21 protein-coding genes are annotated in these 19446 nt (G+C 66.7%); all 21 read left to right on the forward strand.

Features of this window, described 5'->3' with window-relative positions; translation table 11 throughout:
- Nucleotides 1-20 precede the first annotated feature (20 nt).
- Nucleotides 21-4346 carry a strawberry notch family protein gene (locus N5D22_RS05375; protein ID WP_099503663.1) on the forward strand — a complete coding sequence of 1442 codons (4326 nt, stop codon included), beginning with the start codon at nt 21-23 and terminating at the stop codon, nt 4344-4346.
- Nucleotides 4346-5380 carry a toprim domain-containing protein gene (locus tag N5D22_RS05380; protein ID WP_099503665.1) on the forward strand — a complete coding sequence of 345 codons (1035 nt, stop codon included), beginning with the start codon at nt 4346-4348 and terminating at the stop codon, nt 5378-5380. The genes N5D22_RS05375 and N5D22_RS05380 overlap by 1 nt, the downstream gene beginning before the upstream one ends.
- Nucleotides 5381-5689: 309 nt before the next feature.
- Nucleotides 5690-6613 carry a DUF2493 domain-containing protein gene (locus N5D22_RS05385; protein ID WP_099504010.1) on the forward strand — a complete coding sequence of 308 codons (924 nt, stop codon included), beginning with the start codon at nt 5690-5692 and terminating at the stop codon, nt 6611-6613.
- 22 nt (nt 6614-6635) lie between these two features.
- Nucleotides 6636-7271 (forward strand): hypothetical protein, encoded by a 636-nt coding sequence (locus tag N5D22_RS05390; RefSeq protein ID WP_199777575.1) that lies wholly within the window; start codon nt 6636-6638, stop codon nt 7269-7271.
- 218 nt (nt 7272-7489) lie between these two features.
- Nucleotides 7490-7654: a hypothetical protein gene (locus tag N5D22_RS05395; RefSeq protein ID WP_162894760.1), complete on the forward strand. Its 165-nt coding sequence runs from the start codon at nt 7490-7492 to the stop codon at nt 7652-7654.
- Nucleotides 7655-7795: 141 nt separating this feature from the next.
- The gene (locus N5D22_RS05400; protein WP_099503667.1) at nt 7796-8239 is read left to right on the forward strand and encodes a hypothetical protein; all 444 of its coding nucleotides are present in this window, start codon (nt 7796-7798) and stop codon (nt 8237-8239) included.
- Between the two features lie 563 nt (nt 8240-8802).
- Nucleotides 8803-9129: a DUF736 domain-containing protein gene (locus tag N5D22_RS05405; protein WP_099503669.1), complete on the forward strand. Its 327-nt coding sequence runs from the start codon at nt 8803-8805 to the stop codon at nt 9127-9129.
- 190 nt (nt 9130-9319) lie between these two features.
- A complete protein-coding gene (locus N5D22_RS05410; RefSeq protein ID WP_024021493.1) occupies nt 9320-9562 on the forward strand; it encodes a helix-turn-helix transcriptional regulator in 243 nt (80 codons plus the stop codon).
- 120 nt (nt 9563-9682) lie between these two features.
- Nucleotides 9683-9946, forward strand: coding sequence for a DUF2285 domain-containing protein (locus N5D22_RS05415; RefSeq protein WP_099503671.1), 264 nt, complete (start codon nt 9683-9685; stop codon nt 9944-9946).
- 118 nt (nt 9947-10064) lie between these two features.
- Nucleotides 10065-10349 (forward strand): DUF6499 domain-containing protein, encoded by a 285-nt coding sequence (locus tag N5D22_RS05420; protein WP_246842050.1) that lies wholly within the window; start codon nt 10065-10067, stop codon nt 10347-10349.
- Between the two features lie 154 nt (nt 10350-10503).
- On the forward strand, nt 10504-10830 hold the full coding sequence (locus N5D22_RS05425) for a DUF2285 domain-containing protein (RefSeq protein ID WP_210408505.1): 327 nt from the start codon (nt 10504-10506) through the stop codon (nt 10828-10830).
- A gap of 126 nt (nt 10831-10956) precedes the next feature.
- A complete protein-coding gene (locus tag N5D22_RS05430; protein ID WP_099503675.1) occupies nt 10957-11238 on the forward strand; it encodes a helix-turn-helix domain-containing protein in 282 nt (93 codons plus the stop codon).
- Between the two features lie 8 nt (nt 11239-11246).
- Nucleotides 11247-12131 (forward strand): replication initiator protein A, encoded by an 885-nt coding sequence (locus N5D22_RS05435; protein ID WP_099503677.1) that lies wholly within the window; start codon nt 11247-11249, stop codon nt 12129-12131.
- Nucleotides 12132-12339: 208 nt separating this feature from the next.
- Entirely contained in the window at nt 12340-12978 is a 639-nt protein-coding gene (gene parA, locus N5D22_RS05440) for a ParA family partition ATPase (protein WP_099503679.1), read from the forward strand.
- Nucleotides 12975-13229: a hypothetical protein gene (locus tag N5D22_RS05445; RefSeq protein ID WP_099503680.1), complete on the forward strand. Its 255-nt coding sequence runs from the start codon at nt 12975-12977 to the stop codon at nt 13227-13229. Before parA ends, N5D22_RS05445 begins: the two co-directional genes overlap by 4 nt.
- Entirely contained in the window at nt 13226-13747 is a 522-nt protein-coding gene (locus N5D22_RS05450; protein ID WP_099503682.1) for a DUF2840 domain-containing protein, read from the forward strand. Before N5D22_RS05445 ends, N5D22_RS05450 begins: the two co-directional genes overlap by 4 nt.
- A complete protein-coding gene (locus N5D22_RS05455; RefSeq protein WP_099503684.1) occupies nt 13744-14289 on the forward strand; it encodes a S26 family signal peptidase in 546 nt (181 codons plus the stop codon). Before N5D22_RS05450 ends, N5D22_RS05455 begins: the two co-directional genes overlap by 4 nt.
- 46 nt (nt 14290-14335) lie before the next feature.
- Nucleotides 14336-14683 (forward strand): DUF736 domain-containing protein, encoded by a 348-nt coding sequence (locus N5D22_RS05460; protein ID WP_099503686.1) that lies wholly within the window; start codon nt 14336-14338, stop codon nt 14681-14683.
- A 2-nt stretch (nt 14684-14685) separates the two neighbouring features.
- Nucleotides 14686-15447 carry a lytic transglycosylase domain-containing protein gene (locus N5D22_RS05465; protein WP_099503688.1) on the forward strand — a complete coding sequence of 254 codons (762 nt, stop codon included), beginning with the start codon at nt 14686-14688 and terminating at the stop codon, nt 15445-15447.
- 244 nt (nt 15448-15691) lie between these two features.
- Nucleotides 15692-17431 (forward strand): VirD2 family relaxase/mobilization nuclease, encoded by a 1740-nt coding sequence (locus tag N5D22_RS05470; RefSeq protein WP_279654732.1) that lies wholly within the window; start codon nt 15692-15694, stop codon nt 17429-17431.
- 25 nt (nt 17432-17456) lie between these two features.
- Nucleotides 17457-19442: a conjugal transfer protein TraG gene (locus N5D22_RS05475; protein WP_099503690.1), complete on the forward strand. Its 1986-nt coding sequence runs from the start codon at nt 17457-17459 to the stop codon at nt 19440-19442.
- Nucleotides 19443-19446 lie beyond the last annotated feature (4 nt).

The following is a 19446-nucleotide window of genomic DNA, read 5'->3' on the forward strand; positions in this document are numbered from 1 at the left end:
CGCTCTCCGAGGTTCCTCTCATGCTTCATGATCCGCTTCCAGCCGCTCACGCGGCTTCGCTCCCGCTTGTCCCCCACACGCCGCCGGCCGCCTCTATCCTCGCCGCCGCCGAACGCATCCTCTCCCACCTCGAACAGGGCCGCACCGTTGATGCCGCCATGCTGCGCAGCGCCATGGAGGATGCCTTCGGCGCGTCCGACGCAGCCGGCGCGTGGGACTGGAAAGCCGCCTATGACGCCTGCGAGGTCGCGACCGTCCTGTTCCTACGCAAATACGGAAAGCCGCTTTTCCGTAAAGCCGCATCGCCGGCTTCACGACTCTCCGCGCTTGTGAAGATCGTCGGACTGTTACCGACGCACACGCGCCGATCCGAGGAGGCGCAGGCCTTCCAGCAATTCTCGACGCCGATCCCGCTCGGCCTTGCCGCGCTGACGGCGGCAACATTGGCCCCGGCAGATCGCGTGCTGGACCCGTCCGCCGGGACCGGACTGCTCGCCGTCCTCGCCGAGACCGCAGGCGCATCGCTCATCCTCAACGAGCTGGCCGAGACCCGCGCCGATCTTCTCACCTCTCTCTTTCCGGCCATGCCCGTCACGCGCTTCGACGCCGCCCAGATCGACGACCATCTCGATCCGGCCGCTGTGCCGAGCGTCGTCATCATGAACCCGCCATTCTCGGTGATGGCGAACGTCACCGGGCGGGTCGCGGACGCCGCCTATCGGCACATCGCCTCGGCGCTGGCCCGGCTGGCCGACGGCGGACGCCTCGTCGCCATCACGGGCGCGAACTTCTCGCCCGAGCTTCCGGCCTGGCGGGACGCCTTCGTGCGCCTGCAGGGACGCGGCCGCGTCGTGTTCACCGCCGCGATCGCCGGCTCGGTCTATGCCAAGCACGGCACGACCATCGAGACCCGCCTGACCGTCATCGACAAAGCGCCGGCCGAGGACCCCGAGCATTTCCCGGATTCGGCCGGGATCGCACCCGATGTCGCGACCTTGCTCGGCTGGATCGACGCGCAGCTTCCGGCACGCCTGCCGGTCTCGATCATGCGTCCCGCCGCGACACCGGCCGCAACGCCGCGCACGGTGCGAGGCTATCTCGCCCGCGCGGCGACGGCCCAGCCCGCCCGCCGTATCGCCCAGCTCGAAGGCGTGCCGCTCGACTATGAGACCATCGACTGGACGCCGCCGGAGACCGGCCGCCTGTCGGAGTCGATCTATGAGGCCTATGCGCTCCAGTCGATCCGCATCGCCGGCGCACAGCCGCATCCGACCAAGCTGGTGCAGTCCGCCGCCATGGCCTCGGTCGCGCCGCCAAAGCCGAGCTACCGACCGACGCTGCCGGCGCCGATCGTCGCCGACGGCATCCTATCCGACGCCCAGCTCGAGACGATCATCTATGCCGGCGAGACGCATGGCGAATATCTCGCCGGGGCCTGGACCGTGGACGAGACCGGCGATCTCGTCACCGCCGCGCCGGACGATGCCCCGAACGCGGTCCGCTTCCGCCGTGGCTTCATGCTCGGCGATGGGACCGGCGCCGGCAAGGGCCGCCAGTCTGCCGGCATCATCCTCGATAACTGGCTCCAGGACCGCCGCAAGGCAGTCTGGATCTCCAAGTCCGACAAGCTGCTCGAAGACGCCCAGCGCGACTGGTCGGCGCTCGGCATGGAACGCTTGCTGGTCACGCCGCTGTCGCGCTTCCCTCAGGGTACGTCGATCCGGCTGCCCGAAGGCGTCCTATTCACCACCTATGCCACGCTACGGTCCGACGACCGCGGCGAGAAGCTTTCACGGGTCAAGCAGATCGTCGAATGGTTGGGCTCCGATTTCGACGGAGTGATCATTTTCGACGAGTCCCACGCGATGCAGAACGCCGGGGGCGGCAAGGGAGAACGGGGCGATGTCGCCCCGTCGCAGCAAGGCCGTGCGGGGCTCCGGCTCCAGCACGCGCTGCCGAACGCCCGCGTGGTCTATGTCTCGGCGACCGGCGCGACCACCGTCCACAATCTCGCCTATGCCCAACGGCTCGGCCTGTGGGGCGGCGACGATTTCCCCTTCGCCAACCGCGCGGAATTCGTGGAAGCCGTCGAGAATGGCGGCGTCGCGGCGATGGAGGTGCTGGCCCGCGACCTTCGGGCGCTCGGCCTCTATACGTCCCGTTCGCTCTCTTATGACGGCGTCGAATATGAGCTGGTCGAGCACCAGCTCACACCCGAACAGACCCGCATCTACGATGCCTATGCCGGCGCCTTCGCCATCATCCATAATCATCTCGACGCGGCGATGCGCGCCGCCAATATCACCGGCGATACCGGCACGCTGAACCGGCAAGCGAAATCCGCCGCGCGCTCAGCCTTCGAGAGCGCCAAGCAGCGTTTCTTCGGTCATCTGCTGACCAGTATGAAGACGCCGACGCTGGTCCGCTCGATCGAGCAGGACCTGGCGGCCGGCCATTCCGCCGTCATTCAGATCGTCTCGACCGGCGAAGCCCTGATGGAGCGGCGGCTGGCCGAGATCCCCACCGAGGAGTGGAATGACGTCCGCGTCGACATCACGCCGCGCGAATACGTCCTCGACTACCTCGCCCATTCCTTCCCGGTACAGCTCTACGAGCCGTTTTCCGACAGCGAGGGCAACCTGTCGTCGCGGCCGGTCTACCGGGACGGCCAGCCGGTCGAGAGCCGGGATGCCGTCGCTCGCCGCGATGAGCTGATCGAGCGCCTCGCATCCTTGGAGCCCGTGCCCGGAGCCCTCGACCAGATCGTCCAGCGGTTCGGCACGGACGTGGTCGCCGAGGTGACCGGCCGCTCGCGGCGCGTGGTTCGCAAAGGCGACCGCCTTACGGTCGAGAACCGGGCGGGATCGGCCAACCTCTCCGAGGCGGCCGCGTTCATGGACGACGACAAGCGCGTCCTCGTCTTCTCCGATGCCGGCGGGACGGGTCGCAGCTACCACGCTGACCTTGCCGCCCGGAACCAGCGCCTGCGCATCCACTATCTCCTGGAGCCCGGCTGGAAGGCTGACGCGGCGATCCAGGGGCTCGGCCGCACCAACCGTACAAACCAGGCGCAGCCGCCGCTCTTCCGGCCGATCGCGACTGACGTGAAGGCCGAGAAGCGTTTCCTTTCGACCATCGCGCGCCGGCTCGACACGCTCGGCGCCATCACGCGCGGCCAGCGCCAGACCGGCGGTCAGGGTCTGTTCCGGTCCGAGGACAATCTCGAATCCCACTATGCGCGCGACGCGCTGCGCCAGCTCTACCTGCTGCTCGTGCGCGGCAAGGTCGAGGGCTGCTCGCTCGATCGCTTCGAGTCCGCCACCGGCCTGAAGCTGATGGACGACAACGGCATCAAGGATGAGTTGCCGCCGATCACGACCTTCCTCAACCGGCTGCTGGCGCTGACCATCGAGTTGCAGGGTATCCTCTTCACCGCGTTCGAGCAGCTTCTGACGGCGAAGATCGAGGGCGCGATCCGCAGCGGTCACTATGACGTCGGGCTGGAGACGTTGCAGGCCGAGAGCTTCGTGGTCACCGACAGCCAGGTCATCCACGTCCATCCCGGCACCGGCGCCGAGACGCGGCTGCTCACCATCACACGCCGGGAGCGCAATCGCCCGATCTCACTCGCCGATGCACTGGGCCATCTCGCCGATCCTCGCGCGCGCCCGCTGGTGAACGGTCGCTCGGGGCGCTCCGCCGTGCAGATGCCGGCGCCGTCGATGATGCTCGACGATGGCGAGATCGAACGCCGCGTCTGCCTGATCCGGCCGATGGAGCAGCATTATGCGCCGCTGCGCATGATGGACGAAAGCCATTGGGAGGAAGCTGATCGCGCTCGCTTCGCCGCGGCATGGCAAGCGGAGCTTGCCGACATCCCGGAGTTCTCCGACAGCACGATCCACATCGTCGCTGGCCTGCTGCTGCCGATCTGGAAGCGCCTGCCGGACGAGTCGACGCGGGTGTATCGGCTCCAGACCGACGCGGGCGAGCGCATCATCGGCCGCCGGGTCTCGCCGGCCTGGGCCGCCAACGCCGCCTCGCAGGGGGCGAGCACGCTGACGCCGGAACATGCCTTCGCCGCGCTGATGGAGGGCAGTACGGTCCTCGATCTCGCCGAGGGCCTCCAGCTTCGCCGCGCCCGCGTCATGAGCGCCTATCGCCTGGAGCTGACCGGCTTCACCGAGGCGATGCGCGAGCGGCTGCGGGCCTATGGCCTGTTCAGCGAGATCATCTCGTGGAAGCTCCGCTTCTTCGTACCGGCCGACGCCAGCGGCGTGAGCATCCTCACCAAGCTACTCGACACCTATCCGGTGGCGCGCATCTCCGAACGGGAGGCCGCGTGATGTCGCGTCGCGATGCTTCCGATCTCGCGCAGCGTCTCGGCCGGCAGGCCGAGGCGGTGTGTCGCCATTACCTCTCCAGCGGGCGGCGCGAGGGCCGCTACTGGCTGGTCGGCGACGTGCGCAACACGCCCGGTCGCTCGATGTATGTGCGGCTCAAGGACTCTCCGAAAGGTCCGGCCGGCAAATGGACCGACGCCGCGACCGGCGAGCATGGCGATCTTCTCGACGTGATCCGGGAGAGCTGCGGCCTCATCGACTTCAAGGACGTCGCCGACGAGGCACGGACCTTCCTCAGCATGCCCGCATCCACGCCGATGCCGGCGAACCCACGTCAGGCGCCAGCGCCGCACGGATCGCCCGAGGCAGCCCGCCGCCTGATCGGCATGTCGCAGCCGATCACCGGCACGCTCGTACAATCGTACTTACGCGAACGCGGCATTACGGATTTACGCGGAACCGGAAACCTGCGCTTCCACCCGCGCTGCTATTATCGGCCCGACGAGCATTCTCCGACCGAGACCTGGCCGGCGATGATCGCAGCCGTCACCGACCTCCGCGACAGGATCACCGGAGCGCATCGGACCTGGCTCGACCCGCGACGCCGCGACAAGGCGCCACTCGACACGCCGAGGCGGGCGATGGGCGATCTTCTCGGCAACGCGGTGCGCTTCGGCACGGGCGGCGAAGTCATGGCGGCCGGCGAAGGCATCGAGACCGTACTGTCGGTCAGGCAGGTCTTGCCCGACATGCCGATGCTGGCGGCGCTCTCCGCAGCCCATCTCGCCGCCATCCTGTTCCCGGACACGCTGCGGCGGCTCTACGTCCTGCGCGACGACGATCCGGCCGGTGACGGTGCGCGCGACAGCCTGGTCGAACGGGCGAACGCGGCCGGCATCGAGGCGATCGTCATCTCGCCCCAGCTCGGCGACTTCAACGAGGATCTCCGCACCCTCGGCATCGACGCGCTCAGAAGCCAGACCCGGATGCAGATCGGGCCGCAGGACGTGGTGCGTTTCATGGCGCTAGTGGCATAGCCGGCAGGCAGGAAGGCGGCGGCGGTGCCGTCAGGCCCGTCCGGATGCCCCATACCGTCTGAGAGGACCGCGCCTCGGCCTTCGAGAGGGCGATCGGCCCACAGTCGGGCCGGCCCGGCAATGGCGGCGGCCGACTATTTTCCGGCGGCGCGTGCCGCGCCTTTCCATCGCGAGGCAAAATAGCCGGCCTTCGCCATCCTCCGCTGACGCTCCTGCCCTTCGCTGCGCTCCGGGTGCAGAGCCGTCCCGCCGATGGGCTTCGTCGCCATGAAGGCCGCGACGGTCGCGGTCCTACCGACGGAGCATCCCATGGACGACCACGACGACTTCGAACCCCACCACGAATCCTCACCCACCGACCACGTCCTCAACGAATTGCAGCTCCACGGCTACCGGCCCTTCGCCGACGAACCGGACCAGCGGCTTCTTCCGGACGGAAACGCAGTCGCGGGCGCCGTCGCCGACATCTTCGACGCGCTGATCGTCACGCTGGAGGACACACGCCTCGAACCCGACCTCGACGATCTCCTCTGGTCGACCGTCAACGTCTTCCATCGCGCCACCGAACGGATCGCACGCGAGCTCGACGATAACGAGCAGGCCCAGAAGCGCTCGCAGCGGGAACAGGACGGCAGCGAGGTGAAATCGGTCGAACTCGAGCGCCAGATCGCCGAGGGCATGACTCTCATCGAGCGCCAAGCCGCCTTCGAGCTCATGCGCGACCAGGCCGCCGAGCACTACGAGCGCCACGTCGGCAAGCCCTGGCTCCCGCGCAGCGGATCGAAGGTCAACCATCGCAATCTCACCTCGGCAATGATCGACAGCCGCGATTTCCTTATGGCGAAGAAGCGTGCCGAACAGGAAGTCCTTCTTCCTCCCGGCCCGAAGATCGTCGTCACCGGCGGGCTCGACTTCAACGATCACCCGCTGATCTGGGCCAAGCTCGACCAGGTGCACGAGAAGCACCCCGACATGGTCCTCGTTCACGGCAAGTCGCCGAAGGGCGCGGAGAAGATCGCCTCGCTCTGGGCGAAGAACCGCAACGTGCCGCAGATCGGCTTCGCGCCCGACTGGACGAAGCACGGCCGCGCAGCGCCCTTCAAGCGCAACGACGAGATGCTGGAGATCGTGCCGAAGGGCGTGATGCACTTCCCGGGCACGGGCATCAACGACAACCTCGCCGACAAGGCCAAGAAGCTCGGCATCCCGGTCTGGAAGTTCGGCGGCGCGTGAGCGCCGTCAGACTTCGCAATACTTGCCGATCGCGAGTATTATTGCGCGCCGGAATATCAGAAAGGAGACGCCGCTGAATCTCGACCTGGACCTTCCGCCGCGCTCAGAACCACTCATCATTCCCTGGCCATCGCCGGGAATGCCCGGTGGATTCCTTCAATTCAACGATCCCGAGACTTGGCGGAAATTCATCGTCAGCCTCGGCATCGACGAGCGCATCCCGGACGTCGTGCGCGCGAAGTTCGCACGAGCGCAGACGCTCTACCTCCTGGGCTGGGTCGACCTCGACGTGCTGAAAGCCGGCGAGCTTGCGGCGCTGATCGCCCTCGAACTCGCCACGATGGACCGATATGGCGACAAGATTCCGAAGAAGAGCCGCCCCTTCGCGGCGTTGCTGAAGCATATGGTCGACGTCGACGGCCTGACCGACGCGCACATCCCGATGACCGTCCGCACCGGCGGCACCGCGATCGGCTTCGTCACCGGCGACGCGAAGCCCAGCCTCAGCCAGCGGCGCAACGGCATGGCGCATGGCGATCCCTTCGACGGACTGCCGGTCGGCGGGCTGCTCGAGCTGGTTCGCGACCTTATCAACTATGCCTACCGGGACTTCATCGCCAACGCACCGGCATGGCGAATGCAGGTGCTTCCCGACTGACGGGACAGGACCGGCTCGCGGCGCCGAGCACCACACCCGCTTCTCTGCGCTGATCCTTGGTCAGACTGGCCGCTTGGTGCCATCAACCCGTAAAGGGTCGGCTATGCGAGCATGCCGCCGCTGCGGCTGCGCCTGCGCGGTGATTGCAGCGACCAGTCCGACACTTCGGGCGCCTGTCAGCGGGGGATGGTCCTCCGCTCGAAACAGGAGCCGGGTCGATGTCCCTCAAGCAAGCACATGCCTTCGCCTTCAGCCTCGCCACCTCGCTGATGGCCGCCATCGTCATCTTCCAGGCCGGCGACGGCACGCATTCCGTGATGCCCGCCAGCGAGTACGACGGCGACACCGCCGCGATTGTCCATGAGATCGATCCTTTCGCCTGACCGGGGCAACCCGGTCCGCCGAAGCGGAAATCCGCCGCGATTTCCGCTCCCGGCGCAGTCGACCTTCAGCTATAGTGCGGTCGCGCCGTGGTGGTGGTGGCAGGCGCAACCGTCAGACCTTTTGGCACGGAGGCCACCACTATGATCATCCTCGCTATACTCGCATCCCTCGCAGCAATAGGCCTGCTTTGCTGGCTGTTGTTCACGCTGGCCGTCTTCGCGCTGCCGGCCTTCGTCGGCTTCGCCGCAGGAGCCTGGGCCCACGGCACCGGCGCCGGCATTCCCGGCGCGATCCTGGTCGGCCTCGTCGCCGCGGCCGTCACCTTCGCGGTCGGCCAGCTCCTCATCACCTTCGCGCGGCCGATGTGGCTGAAGCTCTGCGTCGCCGTCATCTTCGTCGCGCCCGCCGCCGTCGCGGGCTTCCACGCCACCCATGGCATCGTGAAGCACCTGATGCCGTCGGACGCTTGGCAGATCACATTCTCCGTCGTCGGGGCCATCGCTGTCGGCATCACGGCCTTCGTCCGGGTCGCGGGAATGGCCACGGCCAGCGGCCCCACCGGCCGGGACCTCGCGCGGGCCTGACGTCACGCATGTCGTCATGGTGCGGGCCAGCGCGATGATCGAAGCGGCGATCCCCGTCAGGAGAATGGGCGGTTGCGGGGCTTGGAAAGCGGATCGTCGTTCGGCCCTGAGAGCGACCCACGGCGGGCGCAGGCGAAGCGTCAGCCGTCGTAGCGAGAACCGAGATCCGTTGATGCGGGGACGTCCGCCGGAGGCAGGCCGGGTCAGGATGCCGTGATCGGCCCAGACAAAGGACGACAGCTCGCCGGTGAGGTTCGTGGCGATGTCATCTTGGCGGCAGCGGCGGGCCGCCATCTCTTCCTTTCTGTCCGTCACGCGACCGCTCCAAACGGCCTCTCCAATGGCCTGATCTGGCCGAAGGCCGGCTTCGCCTCGATCGCCTATGACGCAACAGCCGCGTCAAACTTTCTTCCCCTGCCGGCTGCGCCGTCATTCCTCGCGAGACAAGAAAGCCCTCCTTAGCTGTCAGGCCCCTTCGGGGTGCGCCGTCGATCGCCTCCGGCCAACCGATCGCCATCGAGGCCGCAATGGTGCGGCTCGGGAACGGAAAACGGAGACTTACAATGGCGACCATCGGCACCTTCAAGAAGAGCGGCTCGAACGAGTTCACCGGCGACATCGTCACCCTCAGCGTCCAGGCCAAGAACGTACGCATCGTCCCCGACCAGCGCGCCACCGGCGAGAACGCTCCCAGCCACCGGGTCCTGGTCGGCCGCGCCGAGATCGGCGCCGCCTGGTCCAAGCGCTCCAACGAGGGCCGCGACTATCTGGGCCTCAAGCTCGACGATCCGAGCTTCAACGCACCGATCTACGCCAACCTGTTCGACGACGAAGGCGAAGACACCTTCTCGCTGATCTGGTCCCGCCCCAACGGGCGGCGCGGCGACTGAGGCTCCGCGCAAGGCCCCGGCCGGAAGGTCGGGGCCTTCGGTTGTGACAGCCAGGCGACCGAATCAGTCGCCGCGTTTTTGGATCGCACCGAGCCCTCGCAGGCACTTCTTGCTAGAAAATCACGCCGAGAACGGCTATTATAGTCGTAGTTTTGGCGTGCGCGTAGGTCCGTATGGGAGGTGATCATGCATGATCACCGCCCGACAGTTTCGGGCCGCACGCGCGTTGCTGGGTTGGACACAGGAGACGCTCGCTGACAAGGCCCGGGTCTCATTGACTGCGCTCAAGCGCCTCGAATCCACCAGTGGTCTCGAGGTCTTTGAGAGTACGCGCGATGAGGTACGAAGGGCCTTCGAACGCGCCGGCATCGTCTTCCTGAACTCCGATCAGGGCAAGGGAGTGCTACTCGTCGATGCAAAGAAGGAAACCTGACGTTCGACACCTCGCCGCGTTGGCTCAACCTCCCGCAGCCGGGCCTTGCGTCATCCTTCCGATAAAATCATCGTTAACAATTCCCTCCGGATTGGATACATCTCGCGATCGGGGGATGTTGTGACCAAAGACGACTTTCTTGATCAGCCGCCGTCCGGGGCAGCGCTCACGGCCTATGACCACGCACATCTGAAGCTCTACGTCCGGCTGCTCGACGCCGAGAGTGAGGGCGCGGATTGGCGTGAGGTCGTCGCGGTGCTGTTCAATCTCGATGCGGGCGCCGATCCGGAGCGCGCCTTGCACGTCTACACCAGCCATCTCGACCGCGCGAAATGGATGACGAAAAGCGGCTTCTGCGAGCTTCTTCAGTGTCGCCTTCATTAAGGTGATGCGCAAACCGCATCACGTCGCGCCCACTTCGTCCTTCCCCCGCCTCGTTCAACCGGGAATCGTATCTGCCGCATAACTCGCGTTGCACGAATTTGCGCAGAGGCAGAGAAGGATGTCCGAAGATGAAGATTGGCGGTCCGAGGCCGCCTATGACTACATCGATAAGTTGACCCCCGGCGATCTTGCTTGGGAGTTCTTGCGTCGTAACCCCGATTATCGGAACGCATACCGTGACTTGGTAGCCACCGGGCGCCTTACCGAAGCTATCGCTCAGGAATTCGCTGAACGATGGGGGTTGCGATTTCGTCGCCGACCCTCGCAACTCGGCGCTAATCCAGCCGATCTTCTGGACCCCGCAAACCGATCCCGCGACACTTCCGTTCACCGTCGGACCTAACCCGGCGAGACATCTCCGCCTCCGCGTTGAGGATCTTCACGCCCACGCCATCATCGAGCATGATCCTGGTCTGATCCGGCTCGTACTGCGCGGCGAACCCCACGACGTCGCCCTGATCGGCGTTGATGATGCCCGCCCTCTTGGCGCGTTCATCATGTTCGATGAACTGACACCCGACCGGCTGACCGCGGTTGAACGCCTCTGGCACGCTATGTTCGGCAAGCGCGTGCCGCCCGATCCACGCCTGACGCCACAAAGACGTCAGCGCGCCCGCCAGATGTTGCGCGCCATCGACGCGCGCGCGAGCGGCGCCATCTACCGCACCGTCGCGGAGCATCTCTTCCCCCAGCACAAGATCGATGCAGCATCCTGGGTCGGCGACCCGATCCGGGAGATCACCATCCGTCTTGCCCGCGACGGCATGAAGCTCGTTCGCGGCGGCTATCGGACATTGCTGCGTCGCCCACGCCGGGATCGCTGATACCCGCTCGCGTGTCGATTTTAGCATCTTACTTCGACATCGTCCGGGGCGCCGTCTTCGCGCCACCGTGCTCGCAACCCGCCGCTTATTCGCAGCGGCCACCCGCGAGACCACGGAGGTTCGATCATGGCCGAAAAAGCCGCCAATCTACCGCCACGATACCTGAGAACGCAGGAGGCAGCCCGCTTCCTCGGGCTTTCCGAGCGCACCCTCGAAAAGCATCGCACCTACGGGACCGGCCCGACCTACCGCAAACTCGGCGGCCGCGTCGTCTATTCCGTTGACGACCTTCAAGCCTGGGCTGATCGCGGTCTCGTCACCTCGACCTCCGATCCGCGCGGCGGCACCGTTCTTCCGGCCAAGCGCCAGGCCGTCTCCCCTGCGGTCGCCGAACGTTTCCCGCGCTGAGTCCGGGCATGTCGGCGCGCCATCACAGCAGCGAACGCGAGCAGCTCGATCTCTTCCGGGCGCTGCCCGGCGATCTCGCGCTGCGCGATGCGCAGGACCTGATGGCGTACCCGTTCTTCGCGCTCGGCAAGTCCAAGCGGGTGGCGCCTATCGACTTCAAAACCGGCTCCATCGTCATCCGTGTCGAAGCCGTCCCCGAGCACGGCATGGCCACCATCTGGGATGCCGACGTGCTGATCTGGGCGGCCTCCCAGATCGTCGAGGCACGAGACCACGGATTGCGCCCATCGCGTCTGATGGCGACCACGCCCTACGAGATTCTTCAGTTCATCGGCCGCGGCGTCAGCCTGCGGGACTATGAGCGGCTGAAGGCCGCGCTCGACCGACTTCAGTCGACCACCATCGCGACGTCGATCCGCCAGCCGACGGAGCGGCGGCTGCACCGCTTCTCCTGGATCAACGAGTGGAAAGAGCGCGCCGACGGCAAAGGCCGCCCGCTCGGCCTCGAGCTGATCGTGCCGGACTGGTTCTACGCCGCCGTGCTCGACGACGCGCTCGTACTGACGATCGACCGCAATTATTTCGGCCTGACGGGCGGCCTGGAGCGCTGGCTCTATCGCCTCGTGCGCAAGCACGGCGGCAAGCAGGAATTCGGCTGGAGCTTCGATTTTCCGCATCTCCACGCCAAGTCCGGCTCGCTCTCGCCGCTCAAGCATTTCGCCTACGACCTGCGGGACATCGTCCGCCGGCAGCCTCTGCCGGGCTACCGCCTGACCATCGAGCAGGGCCTCGGCGGACCGGAAATCCTCTCCTTCGTGCCGACCGACCCGGATGCCCTCGGCATCCCGCGCCGTCGTCGCCGGAGCAACTCTCGCCCTGGGGATAAGCTGTGAATCGTCTCGTGCTATCAGGGACCGGCACTATCGTGCCATCGGGGACCGGACTCTCGTGCTATCGGGGACCGGAATCATCGATTCCTCGCGGTGAATCAGTAGCTTGCGAGCCCTCTAACTTATCTAACTTAGATTCCTACGGAATCTTTCTAACGCGACCGCGTTTTTCGGCCGCTGTGGACGAGTCCCCGATCGCCGGGAGATCGTCATGATCGTCGCGCTGCTCAACCAGAAGGGCGGCGTCGGCAAGACCACGCTCGCCCTGCACCTTGCTGGCGAATGGGCTCGCCGTGGACAGCGCGTCACGCTGATCGACGCCGATCCGCAAGGGTCTGCGCTCGACTGGTCCCAGCAACGCAGCCGGGAGGGGCTGGAGCGGTTGTTCGGTGTCGTCGGCCTGGCCCGCGACACGCTCCACCGAGAAGCGCCGGAACTGGCCCGCAACGCCGACCATGTCGTGATCGACGGCCCGCCCCGTGTCGCCGGGCTGATGCGCTCGGCGCTGCTCGCCGCCGATCTCGTGCTGATCCCGGTGCAGCCATCGCCGCTCGATGGCTGGGCCTCCGCCGAAATGCTCGCGCTGCTCGGCGAGGCGCGCATCTATCGCCCGCAGCTCGCCGCACGCTTCGTGCTGAACCGCTGCGCGGCCCGCACGGTTCTGGCCCGCGAGACCGCCGAGACGCTGGCGGATCACGACCCGCCCTTGCTCTCGACGACGATCGGCCAGCGCATCGTCTTCGCCGATGTCGTTCAGACCGGCCGGCTCGCCGCCGAGCAGGACGAGAATTGCCCTGGCGCGCGCGAGATCGCCGCGCTCGCAGCGGAAGTCGCGAGGATCGGCGCATGAGCGAACGGTCCCCGAAGCGCAGTTTTGCGGCGCGTCCGGCCGATCCCGAAGACTGGATCAAGGCGCCCGAACGCCATGCCTCCCGCAGTCAGCCCGCCGAGGACTTCTCGGCCCGGCTGACGATCGACGTCACCGCCGACATGCGCGGCCGCATCAAGATCGCCGCCTTTCAGCGCGGCCAGACCGTCGCCGACATGCTGCGTGCGCTGTTCGAGCGCGAGTTTCCACCCCCGTCAGGAGAAGGACAATGACCGGCCTTGTCGCCGTGCCAAAACGCGTCGGCCGTGCTGCCGACGAGCTGCCGCCCGAAGCGTTCACCCAGGTCGAACTCGTCTGGATCGAGAAGCACACGGAGTACTGGGTCCGCTTCGGCCGCGAGCGGCGCGAGCAGATCCTCGACCGCCGCCGTCGCATCCTCTTCTTCCCTCCCGGCAGCGTCTTCGCGCTCGTGCGCTGGGCGGCCAACGAGCACGGCACTGTCCTCTCGCGGCTCGACATCCTGCGCACGGTCGAGCGCAACGCAGCGTGCCAGACCGTTCCGACGGTCGCGCCCGGCGCAGAGGTTCTGCTGCATGTCGATGGCTGGCCGAAGGTCGAGCGCGTGCTCCAGCTCATCGACGCCATCGAGGCGCGCGGCATCGACCCGATCGACGTTTCGCCGGACCATTGGCGCCACGTCCACAACCGGATGACCGTCGGCGAAACGCCACGCGCTTATGGCCTTCGGCAGCATCGCGCATTTCTCCTGCGCCGGGAGATCGGCGCATGACCCGGCTCTCCTATGCCATCGTCACGACAGTGGCCGTGTCGCTTCTCGGCATCGCCTCCGTGGCATCGTTCGCGCCGAAGCTGATCTGGAACGCGTCCGCCAGCACGCCCGTCGGCTTCTACACGATAGAAGAACCCGGCCCGGTCGCCGTGACCGATCTGGTCGCGGTGGATGCCCCCGAGCCACTCGCCACTTTCCTGTCCGACGGCGGCTACCTGCCGCGCGGCGTGCCGCTGTTGAAGCGCGTCGCCGCGCTACCGGGACAGCGGGTCTGCCGGTCCGGGCTCGCCATCACGGTCGACGGTGTACCGATGGGTGAAGCCCTTGATCGCGATCGTCGCGGTCGCCCGCTCCCGATCTGGCAGGGCTGCCGGTTGGTCGCGAACGGCGAACTGTTCCTGATGAACTGGCAGGTCCGCGACAGCCTCGACGGCCGCTATTTCGGCCCGCTTCCGGCCACCGCCGTGATCGGCCGGGCCACCCCCCTCTACACCGACGAGGACGGCGATGGCCGCTTCGTCTGGCGCGCGCCGACGCGGTGACGGCCCGCCCATGACCCTGCCCACCGCAATCTGAAGGAGACGACCCATGCCCGTGATCGGTCAATTCATGCGCGAAAATGATGGCTTCATCGGCCACCTGACGACGCTGTCCTTGCATCAGGACATCATCATCGTCGCGGCCGAACCGTCCGATGCCGAGAACGCGCCGGACTACCGCGTCCATGTGCTTGACACCATAAGCAACGAGACCGGCGCGGAGATCGGCGCGGGCTGGAAGCGCACCGGCGAGAAGGCCGGCGAATACGTCTCGCTGCAGCTCGACGATCCGACCTTCGAACATCCGATCCGCGCCAATCTGTTCCAGTCGGCCGACGACAAGTCCGCCTGGGGCCTGCACTGGAATCGCCCGCCGAAGCGCGGCGAGCGGGACTAACGATGCCCGCCGCGCGCCGTCAGCCTGCCGTCGGAGGGAGGATCACCCTCCGACGTGCAGCCCTCCTTCTCCTTTCCGGCCTGATCCTCGCCGCGCCGGGGGCGAGCCCGGCCGGAGCACAGCAGGCGTCCGCCGAGCGGCCGTCGCGCAGTGATCCCTATGGTGCTTTTATCACCGAGGCGGCGCAGCGGTTCGGCGTCCCGGAAGCGTGGATTCGCGCCGTCATGCGCGTCGAAAGCGCCGGCGACGTGCGCGCCATCTCGTCGGCCGGGGCGATGGGCCTGATGCAGATCATGCCCGCCACATGGGCCGAACTGCGCGTTCGCCATCGACTCGGCAGCAACCCCTACGATCCTCGCGACAACATCCTGGCGGGCGCCGCGTATCTGCGCGACATGCACGATCGCTACGGATCGCCCGGTTTCCTGGCGGCCTACAACGCCGGACCGGGCCGTTACGAAGAGTATCTCGCCGGTCGCCCATTGCCGGCCGAGACGCGCGCCTATGTCACGACGCTCGCCCCAATTGTCGGCGGCGGAGAACTCGCCGGCCCAGTCGTGGTGGCGGCTGCCGATCCGCTCGCCTGGACGCGGGCGCCGCTCTTCGTCGTGCAGTCGGCCGGCAGCGGACCTGCCGCGCCAACGCAGTCCGAAGGCGCGCCCGGTAACAGCACGGCGTCTGCACCGGAGCGCGATCAAGGCCCGGCGGCTTCGCGCACCGATGGCCTTTTCGTCGCGCGCAATGTCGCCGGTGGCCCGCAATGACCGCGTTCGCACCCGTTCGCATTGTGGCGTGGTCTGGCGGGCAAATGGCGGTCCGGAGAGGAGGAGCAGTCAGCACAACCGCACGATGGCGAGATAAAAGCGCGCGAGGTGCGGCTTGGTGCGGTCGTGTTTTTTCAGGGACTTATGGCGCATTTGCGCGAGGTGCGCCTGATCGGCGCAGCCTGCGCTCTCGCGTTTTATTGAGGAATTTCCTTGGCTTTGCGCGATGTGCGGGGCCTTGGCCATGAGCGGAGAGGACGATTTCCGCATTCGCCCTGGCCGCATCCGCTCGACCCGGGCTCAAGCTGCGCGGCCCTTTATCGCGCAGGCGCTGGCAGCCGCGCAGCGAGCCGGTGGACGCGTCTCGCGCTCCGGCCAGATCAGCAAGGGCAATCGCTCGCGGTTTGGACGCGGACGGCGCGCGACCGTGCAGGCCAATCGGCTGCTCACGAGCCGATCGCGAAACACGGTCATCAAGACACGCGTCGTCCGTCATAGCGCGCGGGCTGCGCCGCTCTCCACCCACCTCAGCTATCTCCGCCGCGAGGGCGTCACCCGGGATGGGGAGAAGGCCCACCTGTTTGGTGCCGAGACCGAGGACTCCGATCCGAAGGCCTTCGCCGAGCGCACCCAGGACGATCGGCATCACTTCCGGTTCATCGTCTCACCAGAGGACGCGACCGAGATGAGCGACCTCAAGACCTATGCCCGCGAACTGATGGGGCAGATGGAGAAGGACCTGGGCACGAAGCTCGACTGGGTCGGCGTCGATCACTGGAACACCGACAACCCGCATGTCCATATCATCCTGCGGGGACGGACTGACGACGGCCAGGACCTCGTCATCTCCCGCGACTACATCAAGGAAGGCATGCGCGCCCGCGCGCAGGACCTCGTCACCCAGGAGCTGGGACCGCGCACCGATCACGAGATCCGCCGCAACCTGGGGCGTCAGGTCGAGGCGGAACGCTGGACCGATCTCGATCGCCAGATTGCCCGCGATAGCTATCGCACCGGCGTCGCCGACCTCGCCCCACATCCCGATCGGCAGCCAGACGAATTCCACGCGCTGAAGGTCGGTCGGCTGCGCAAGCTGGAGACACTCGGCCTCGCCGATCAGGTCGGTCCCGGCCAATGGGTCGTATCGGAGAATGCCGAGAAGACGCTGCGCGCGCTCGGCGAGCGTGGCGACATCATCAAGCGCATCCACCGCGGCCTGACTGAACGCGGCATCGAACGCGGCGCCGCGAGCTATGTGCTCGCCGGCGAGAGCATCGACGATCCGGTCATCGGCCGGCTGGTCGACCGCGGCCTCGATGACGAGCTGAAGGGCACGGCCTATGCCGTAGTCGACGGCACCGACGGGCGCACCCACCACATCAAGCTCGCCGATCTCGACGCCGCCGGCGACAGCGCACCGGGTTCGATCGTCGAGCTGCGCAAGTTCGACGACGCGCAGGGCCGCCGGCGTGTCGCGCTCGCCGTTCGCTCGGATCTCGATATTGAGCGGCAGGTCCATGCGACCGGCGCCACCTGGCTCGACCGGCAGGCGATCGCCCGCGAGCCGGTAGCCCTTGGCGGTGGCGGCTTCGGCGCGGAGGTGCGCCAAGCGATGGACCGACGTGCCGAGCATCTCGTTGGCCAGGGCCTCGCCGAGCGGCAGACGCGCGGCGTCAGCTTCTCGCCGGGCCTCATCGAAACCTTGCGCCAGCGCGAGGTCGAAGCGCTCGGCGAAAAGCTCGCGGCCGAAACCGGGCGTCCGTTCACCAAGGCCGGATCGGGCGAGTATGTGGCGGGCACCTACCGCCAGCGCTTCGCGCTCGCCTCGGGCCGCTTCGCCATGATCGACGACGGCCTCGGGTTCCAGCTCGTGCCCTGGTCGCCCTCCCTCGAACGGCAGCACGGTCAGCACGTCTCGGGCGTCTCGCGCGGCCCCGGCGGCGTCGACTGGAGCTTCGGCCGCAATCGCGGCCTCGGCATGTAACCCAACTAAGAAAGGAGTGCCCGCCATGTCGGCGACGAAGATCCTCTGGGGCCAGATCCTCACCGTCTTCCTGATCGTGCTGATGACGACCTGGGGCGCGACGCAATGGACGGCCTATCGTCTTGGCTTCCAGCCTCAGCTCGGCCAGCCCTGGTTCGAGCTCGTCGGATGGCCGATCTACTATCCGCCGGCCTTCTTCTGGTGGTGGTATTTCTATGACGCCTATGCCCCGCCGATCTTCGTCGAGGGCGCCTATATCGCAGCGTCCGGCGGGTTCATCTCCATCGCCGTCGCCATCGGCATGTCCGTGTGGCGGGCACGCGAAGCGAAGAATGTGGAGACCTACGGCTCAGCCCGCTGGGCGCGGCCTGAAGAGGTGAAGGCCGCCGGCCTCCTCGGTCCAGACGGCGTCGTGCTCGGCAGGCATGAGCGCGAGTATCTTCGCCACGACGGCCCGGAGCATGTGCTGTGCTTCGCGCCGACACGTTCCGGCAAGGGCGTGGGCCTGGTCGTGCCGTCGCTCCTGACCTGGCCGGGCTCGGCGATCGTTCACGACATCAAGGGCGAGAACTGGACCCTGACCGCCGGCTACCGCGCCCGGCACGGCCGCGTGCTGCTGTTCGATCCCACAAACGCGAAGTCGGCGGCCTACAATCCGCTGCTCGAGGTGCGCCGCGGCGAATGGGAAGTCCGTGACGTGCAGAACATCGCCGACATTTTGGTTGACCCGGAAGGCTCGCTCGAGAAGCGGAACCACTGGGAGAAGACGTCGCACGCGCTTCTGGTCGGCGCGATCCTGCACGTCCTCTATGCCGAGGCCGACAAGACATTGGCGGGTGTCGCGGCCTTCCTGTCCGATCCGAAGCGGCCGATCGAATCGACGCTCGCGGCGATGATGAAGACCGCCCATCTCGGCGAGGCCGGGCCTCATCCGGTGATCGCCAGCGCGGCTCGTGAACTGCTCAACAAGTCGGACAACGAGCGGTCGGGCGTGCTGTCGACCGCGATGTCCTTTCTCGGTCTGTATCGCGATCCGGTGGTCGCGGAAGTAACCCGCCGCTGCGACTGGCGCATCGCTGACGTGGTCGGCGGCAAGCGTCCGACGACGCTCTACCTCGTGGTCCCGCCATCCGACATCAATCGGACCAAGCCACTGATCCGCCTAATCTTGAATCAGGTTGGACGCCGGTTGACGGAGGACTTGCAGGCTAAGGGCAACCGGCACCGCCTGCTGCTCATGCTCGATGAGTTTCCCGCGCTCGGCCGCCTCGACTTCTTCGAGAGCGCGCTCGCTTTCATGGCCGGTTACGGCCTCAAGGCCTTCCTCATCGCGCAATCGCTGAATCAGATCGAGAAGGCCTACGGCCCTAACAACTCAATTTTGGACAATTGCCATGTCCGCGTGAGCTTCGCGACCAATGACGAGCGCACGGCCAAACGCGTTTCGGATGCCCTCGGCACCGCGACCGAGATGAAGGCGATGAAAAACTATGCTGGCCACCGGCTATCGCCCTGGCTCGGCCACTTGATGGTATCGCGCTCGGAGACCGCCCGACAGTTGCTGACGCCCGGCGAGATCATGCAGCTCCCGCCCTCCGACGAGATCGTCATGGTCGCCGGCATTCCGCCGATCCGGGCGAAGAAGGCCCGCTACTACGAGGATCGCAGATTTCAGGAACGCATCCTCACGCCGCCCACACTCACCAAGCCGGCGAGCGCAATGACCGACGACTGGAGCACGCTCGCCATACCGGCGGCTCCCAAGCTGAGCACGGTCATCGCAGTGCAGGACGGGTCCGATGACGATCCGACGGATTCCGAACGCCGGCATCAACCCGAACTGAGCCGGACCCAGGCCGTCGAGCGAAAGCCGGTGCTCGAAAATGAATTCGAGATCGATCCCCGTGACGATGTCGACGAGGATGCCGCACGCCTGAGCCGCATGACGCAGACGATGCGCCAAGTCGCCCGCCAAGCCTCGCTCGATCCGGGCGACGGTATCGAACTTTAGGATG

This window comes from Agrobacterium sp. GD03872, assembly GCF_029840625.1.
Taxonomy (GTDB): domain Bacteria; phylum Pseudomonadota; class Alphaproteobacteria; order Rhizobiales; family Rhizobiaceae; genus Agrobacterium; species Agrobacterium fabrum_A.

Bases quoted from the DNA above. Each gene is read 5' to 3' on its own strand.
- N5D22_RS05375 (WP_099503663.1), top strand. From the start codon at position 21: ATGCTTCATGATCCGCTTCCAGCCGCTCACGCGGCTTCGCTCCCGCTT.
- N5D22_RS05380 (WP_099503665.1), top strand. From the start codon at position 4,346: ATGTCGCGTCGCGATGCTTCCGATCTCGCGCAGCGTCTCGGCCGGCAG.
- N5D22_RS05385 (WP_099504010.1), top strand. From the start codon at position 5,690: ATGGACGACCACGACGACTTCGAACCCCACCACGAATCCTCACCCACC.
- N5D22_RS05395 (WP_162894760.1), top strand. From the start codon at position 7,490: ATGTCCCTCAAGCAAGCACATGCCTTCGCCTTCAGCCTCGCCACCTCG.
- N5D22_RS05400 (WP_099503667.1), top strand. From the start codon at position 7,796: ATGATCATCCTCGCTATACTCGCATCCCTCGCAGCAATAGGCCTGCTT.
- N5D22_RS05405 (WP_099503669.1), top strand. From the start codon at position 8,803: ATGGCGACCATCGGCACCTTCAAGAAGAGCGGCTCGAACGAGTTCACC.
- N5D22_RS05410 (WP_024021493.1), top strand. From the start codon at position 9,320: ATGATCACCGCCCGACAGTTTCGGGCCGCACGCGCGTTGCTGGGTTGG.
- N5D22_RS05420 (WP_246842050.1), top strand. From the start codon at position 10,065: ATGTCCGAAGATGAAGATTGGCGGTCCGAGGCCGCCTATGACTACATC.
- N5D22_RS05425 (WP_210408505.1), top strand. From the start codon at position 10,504: ATGTTCGATGAACTGACACCCGACCGGCTGACCGCGGTTGAACGCCTC.
- N5D22_RS05430 (WP_099503675.1), top strand. From the start codon at position 10,957: ATGGCCGAAAAAGCCGCCAATCTACCGCCACGATACCTGAGAACGCAG.
- N5D22_RS05435 (WP_099503677.1), top strand. From the start codon at position 11,247: ATGTCGGCGCGCCATCACAGCAGCGAACGCGAGCAGCTCGATCTCTTC.
- parA (WP_099503679.1), top strand. From the start codon at position 12,340: ATGATCGTCGCGCTGCTCAACCAGAAGGGCGGCGTCGGCAAGACCACG.
- N5D22_RS05445 (WP_099503680.1), top strand. From the start codon at position 12,975: ATGAGCGAACGGTCCCCGAAGCGCAGTTTTGCGGCGCGTCCGGCCGAT.
- N5D22_RS05450 (WP_099503682.1), top strand. From the start codon at position 13,226: ATGACCGGCCTTGTCGCCGTGCCAAAACGCGTCGGCCGTGCTGCCGAC.
- N5D22_RS05455 (WP_099503684.1), top strand. From the start codon at position 13,744: ATGACCCGGCTCTCCTATGCCATCGTCACGACAGTGGCCGTGTCGCTT.
- N5D22_RS05460 (WP_099503686.1), top strand. From the start codon at position 14,336: ATGCCCGTGATCGGTCAATTCATGCGCGAAAATGATGGCTTCATCGGC.
- N5D22_RS05465 (WP_099503688.1), top strand. From the start codon at position 14,686: ATGCCCGCCGCGCGCCGTCAGCCTGCCGTCGGAGGGAGGATCACCCTC.
- N5D22_RS05470 (WP_279654732.1), top strand. From the start codon at position 15,692: ATGAGCGGAGAGGACGATTTCCGCATTCGCCCTGGCCGCATCCGCTCG.
- N5D22_RS05475 (WP_099503690.1), top strand. From the start codon at position 17,457: ATGTCGGCGACGAAGATCCTCTGGGGCCAGATCCTCACCGTCTTCCTG.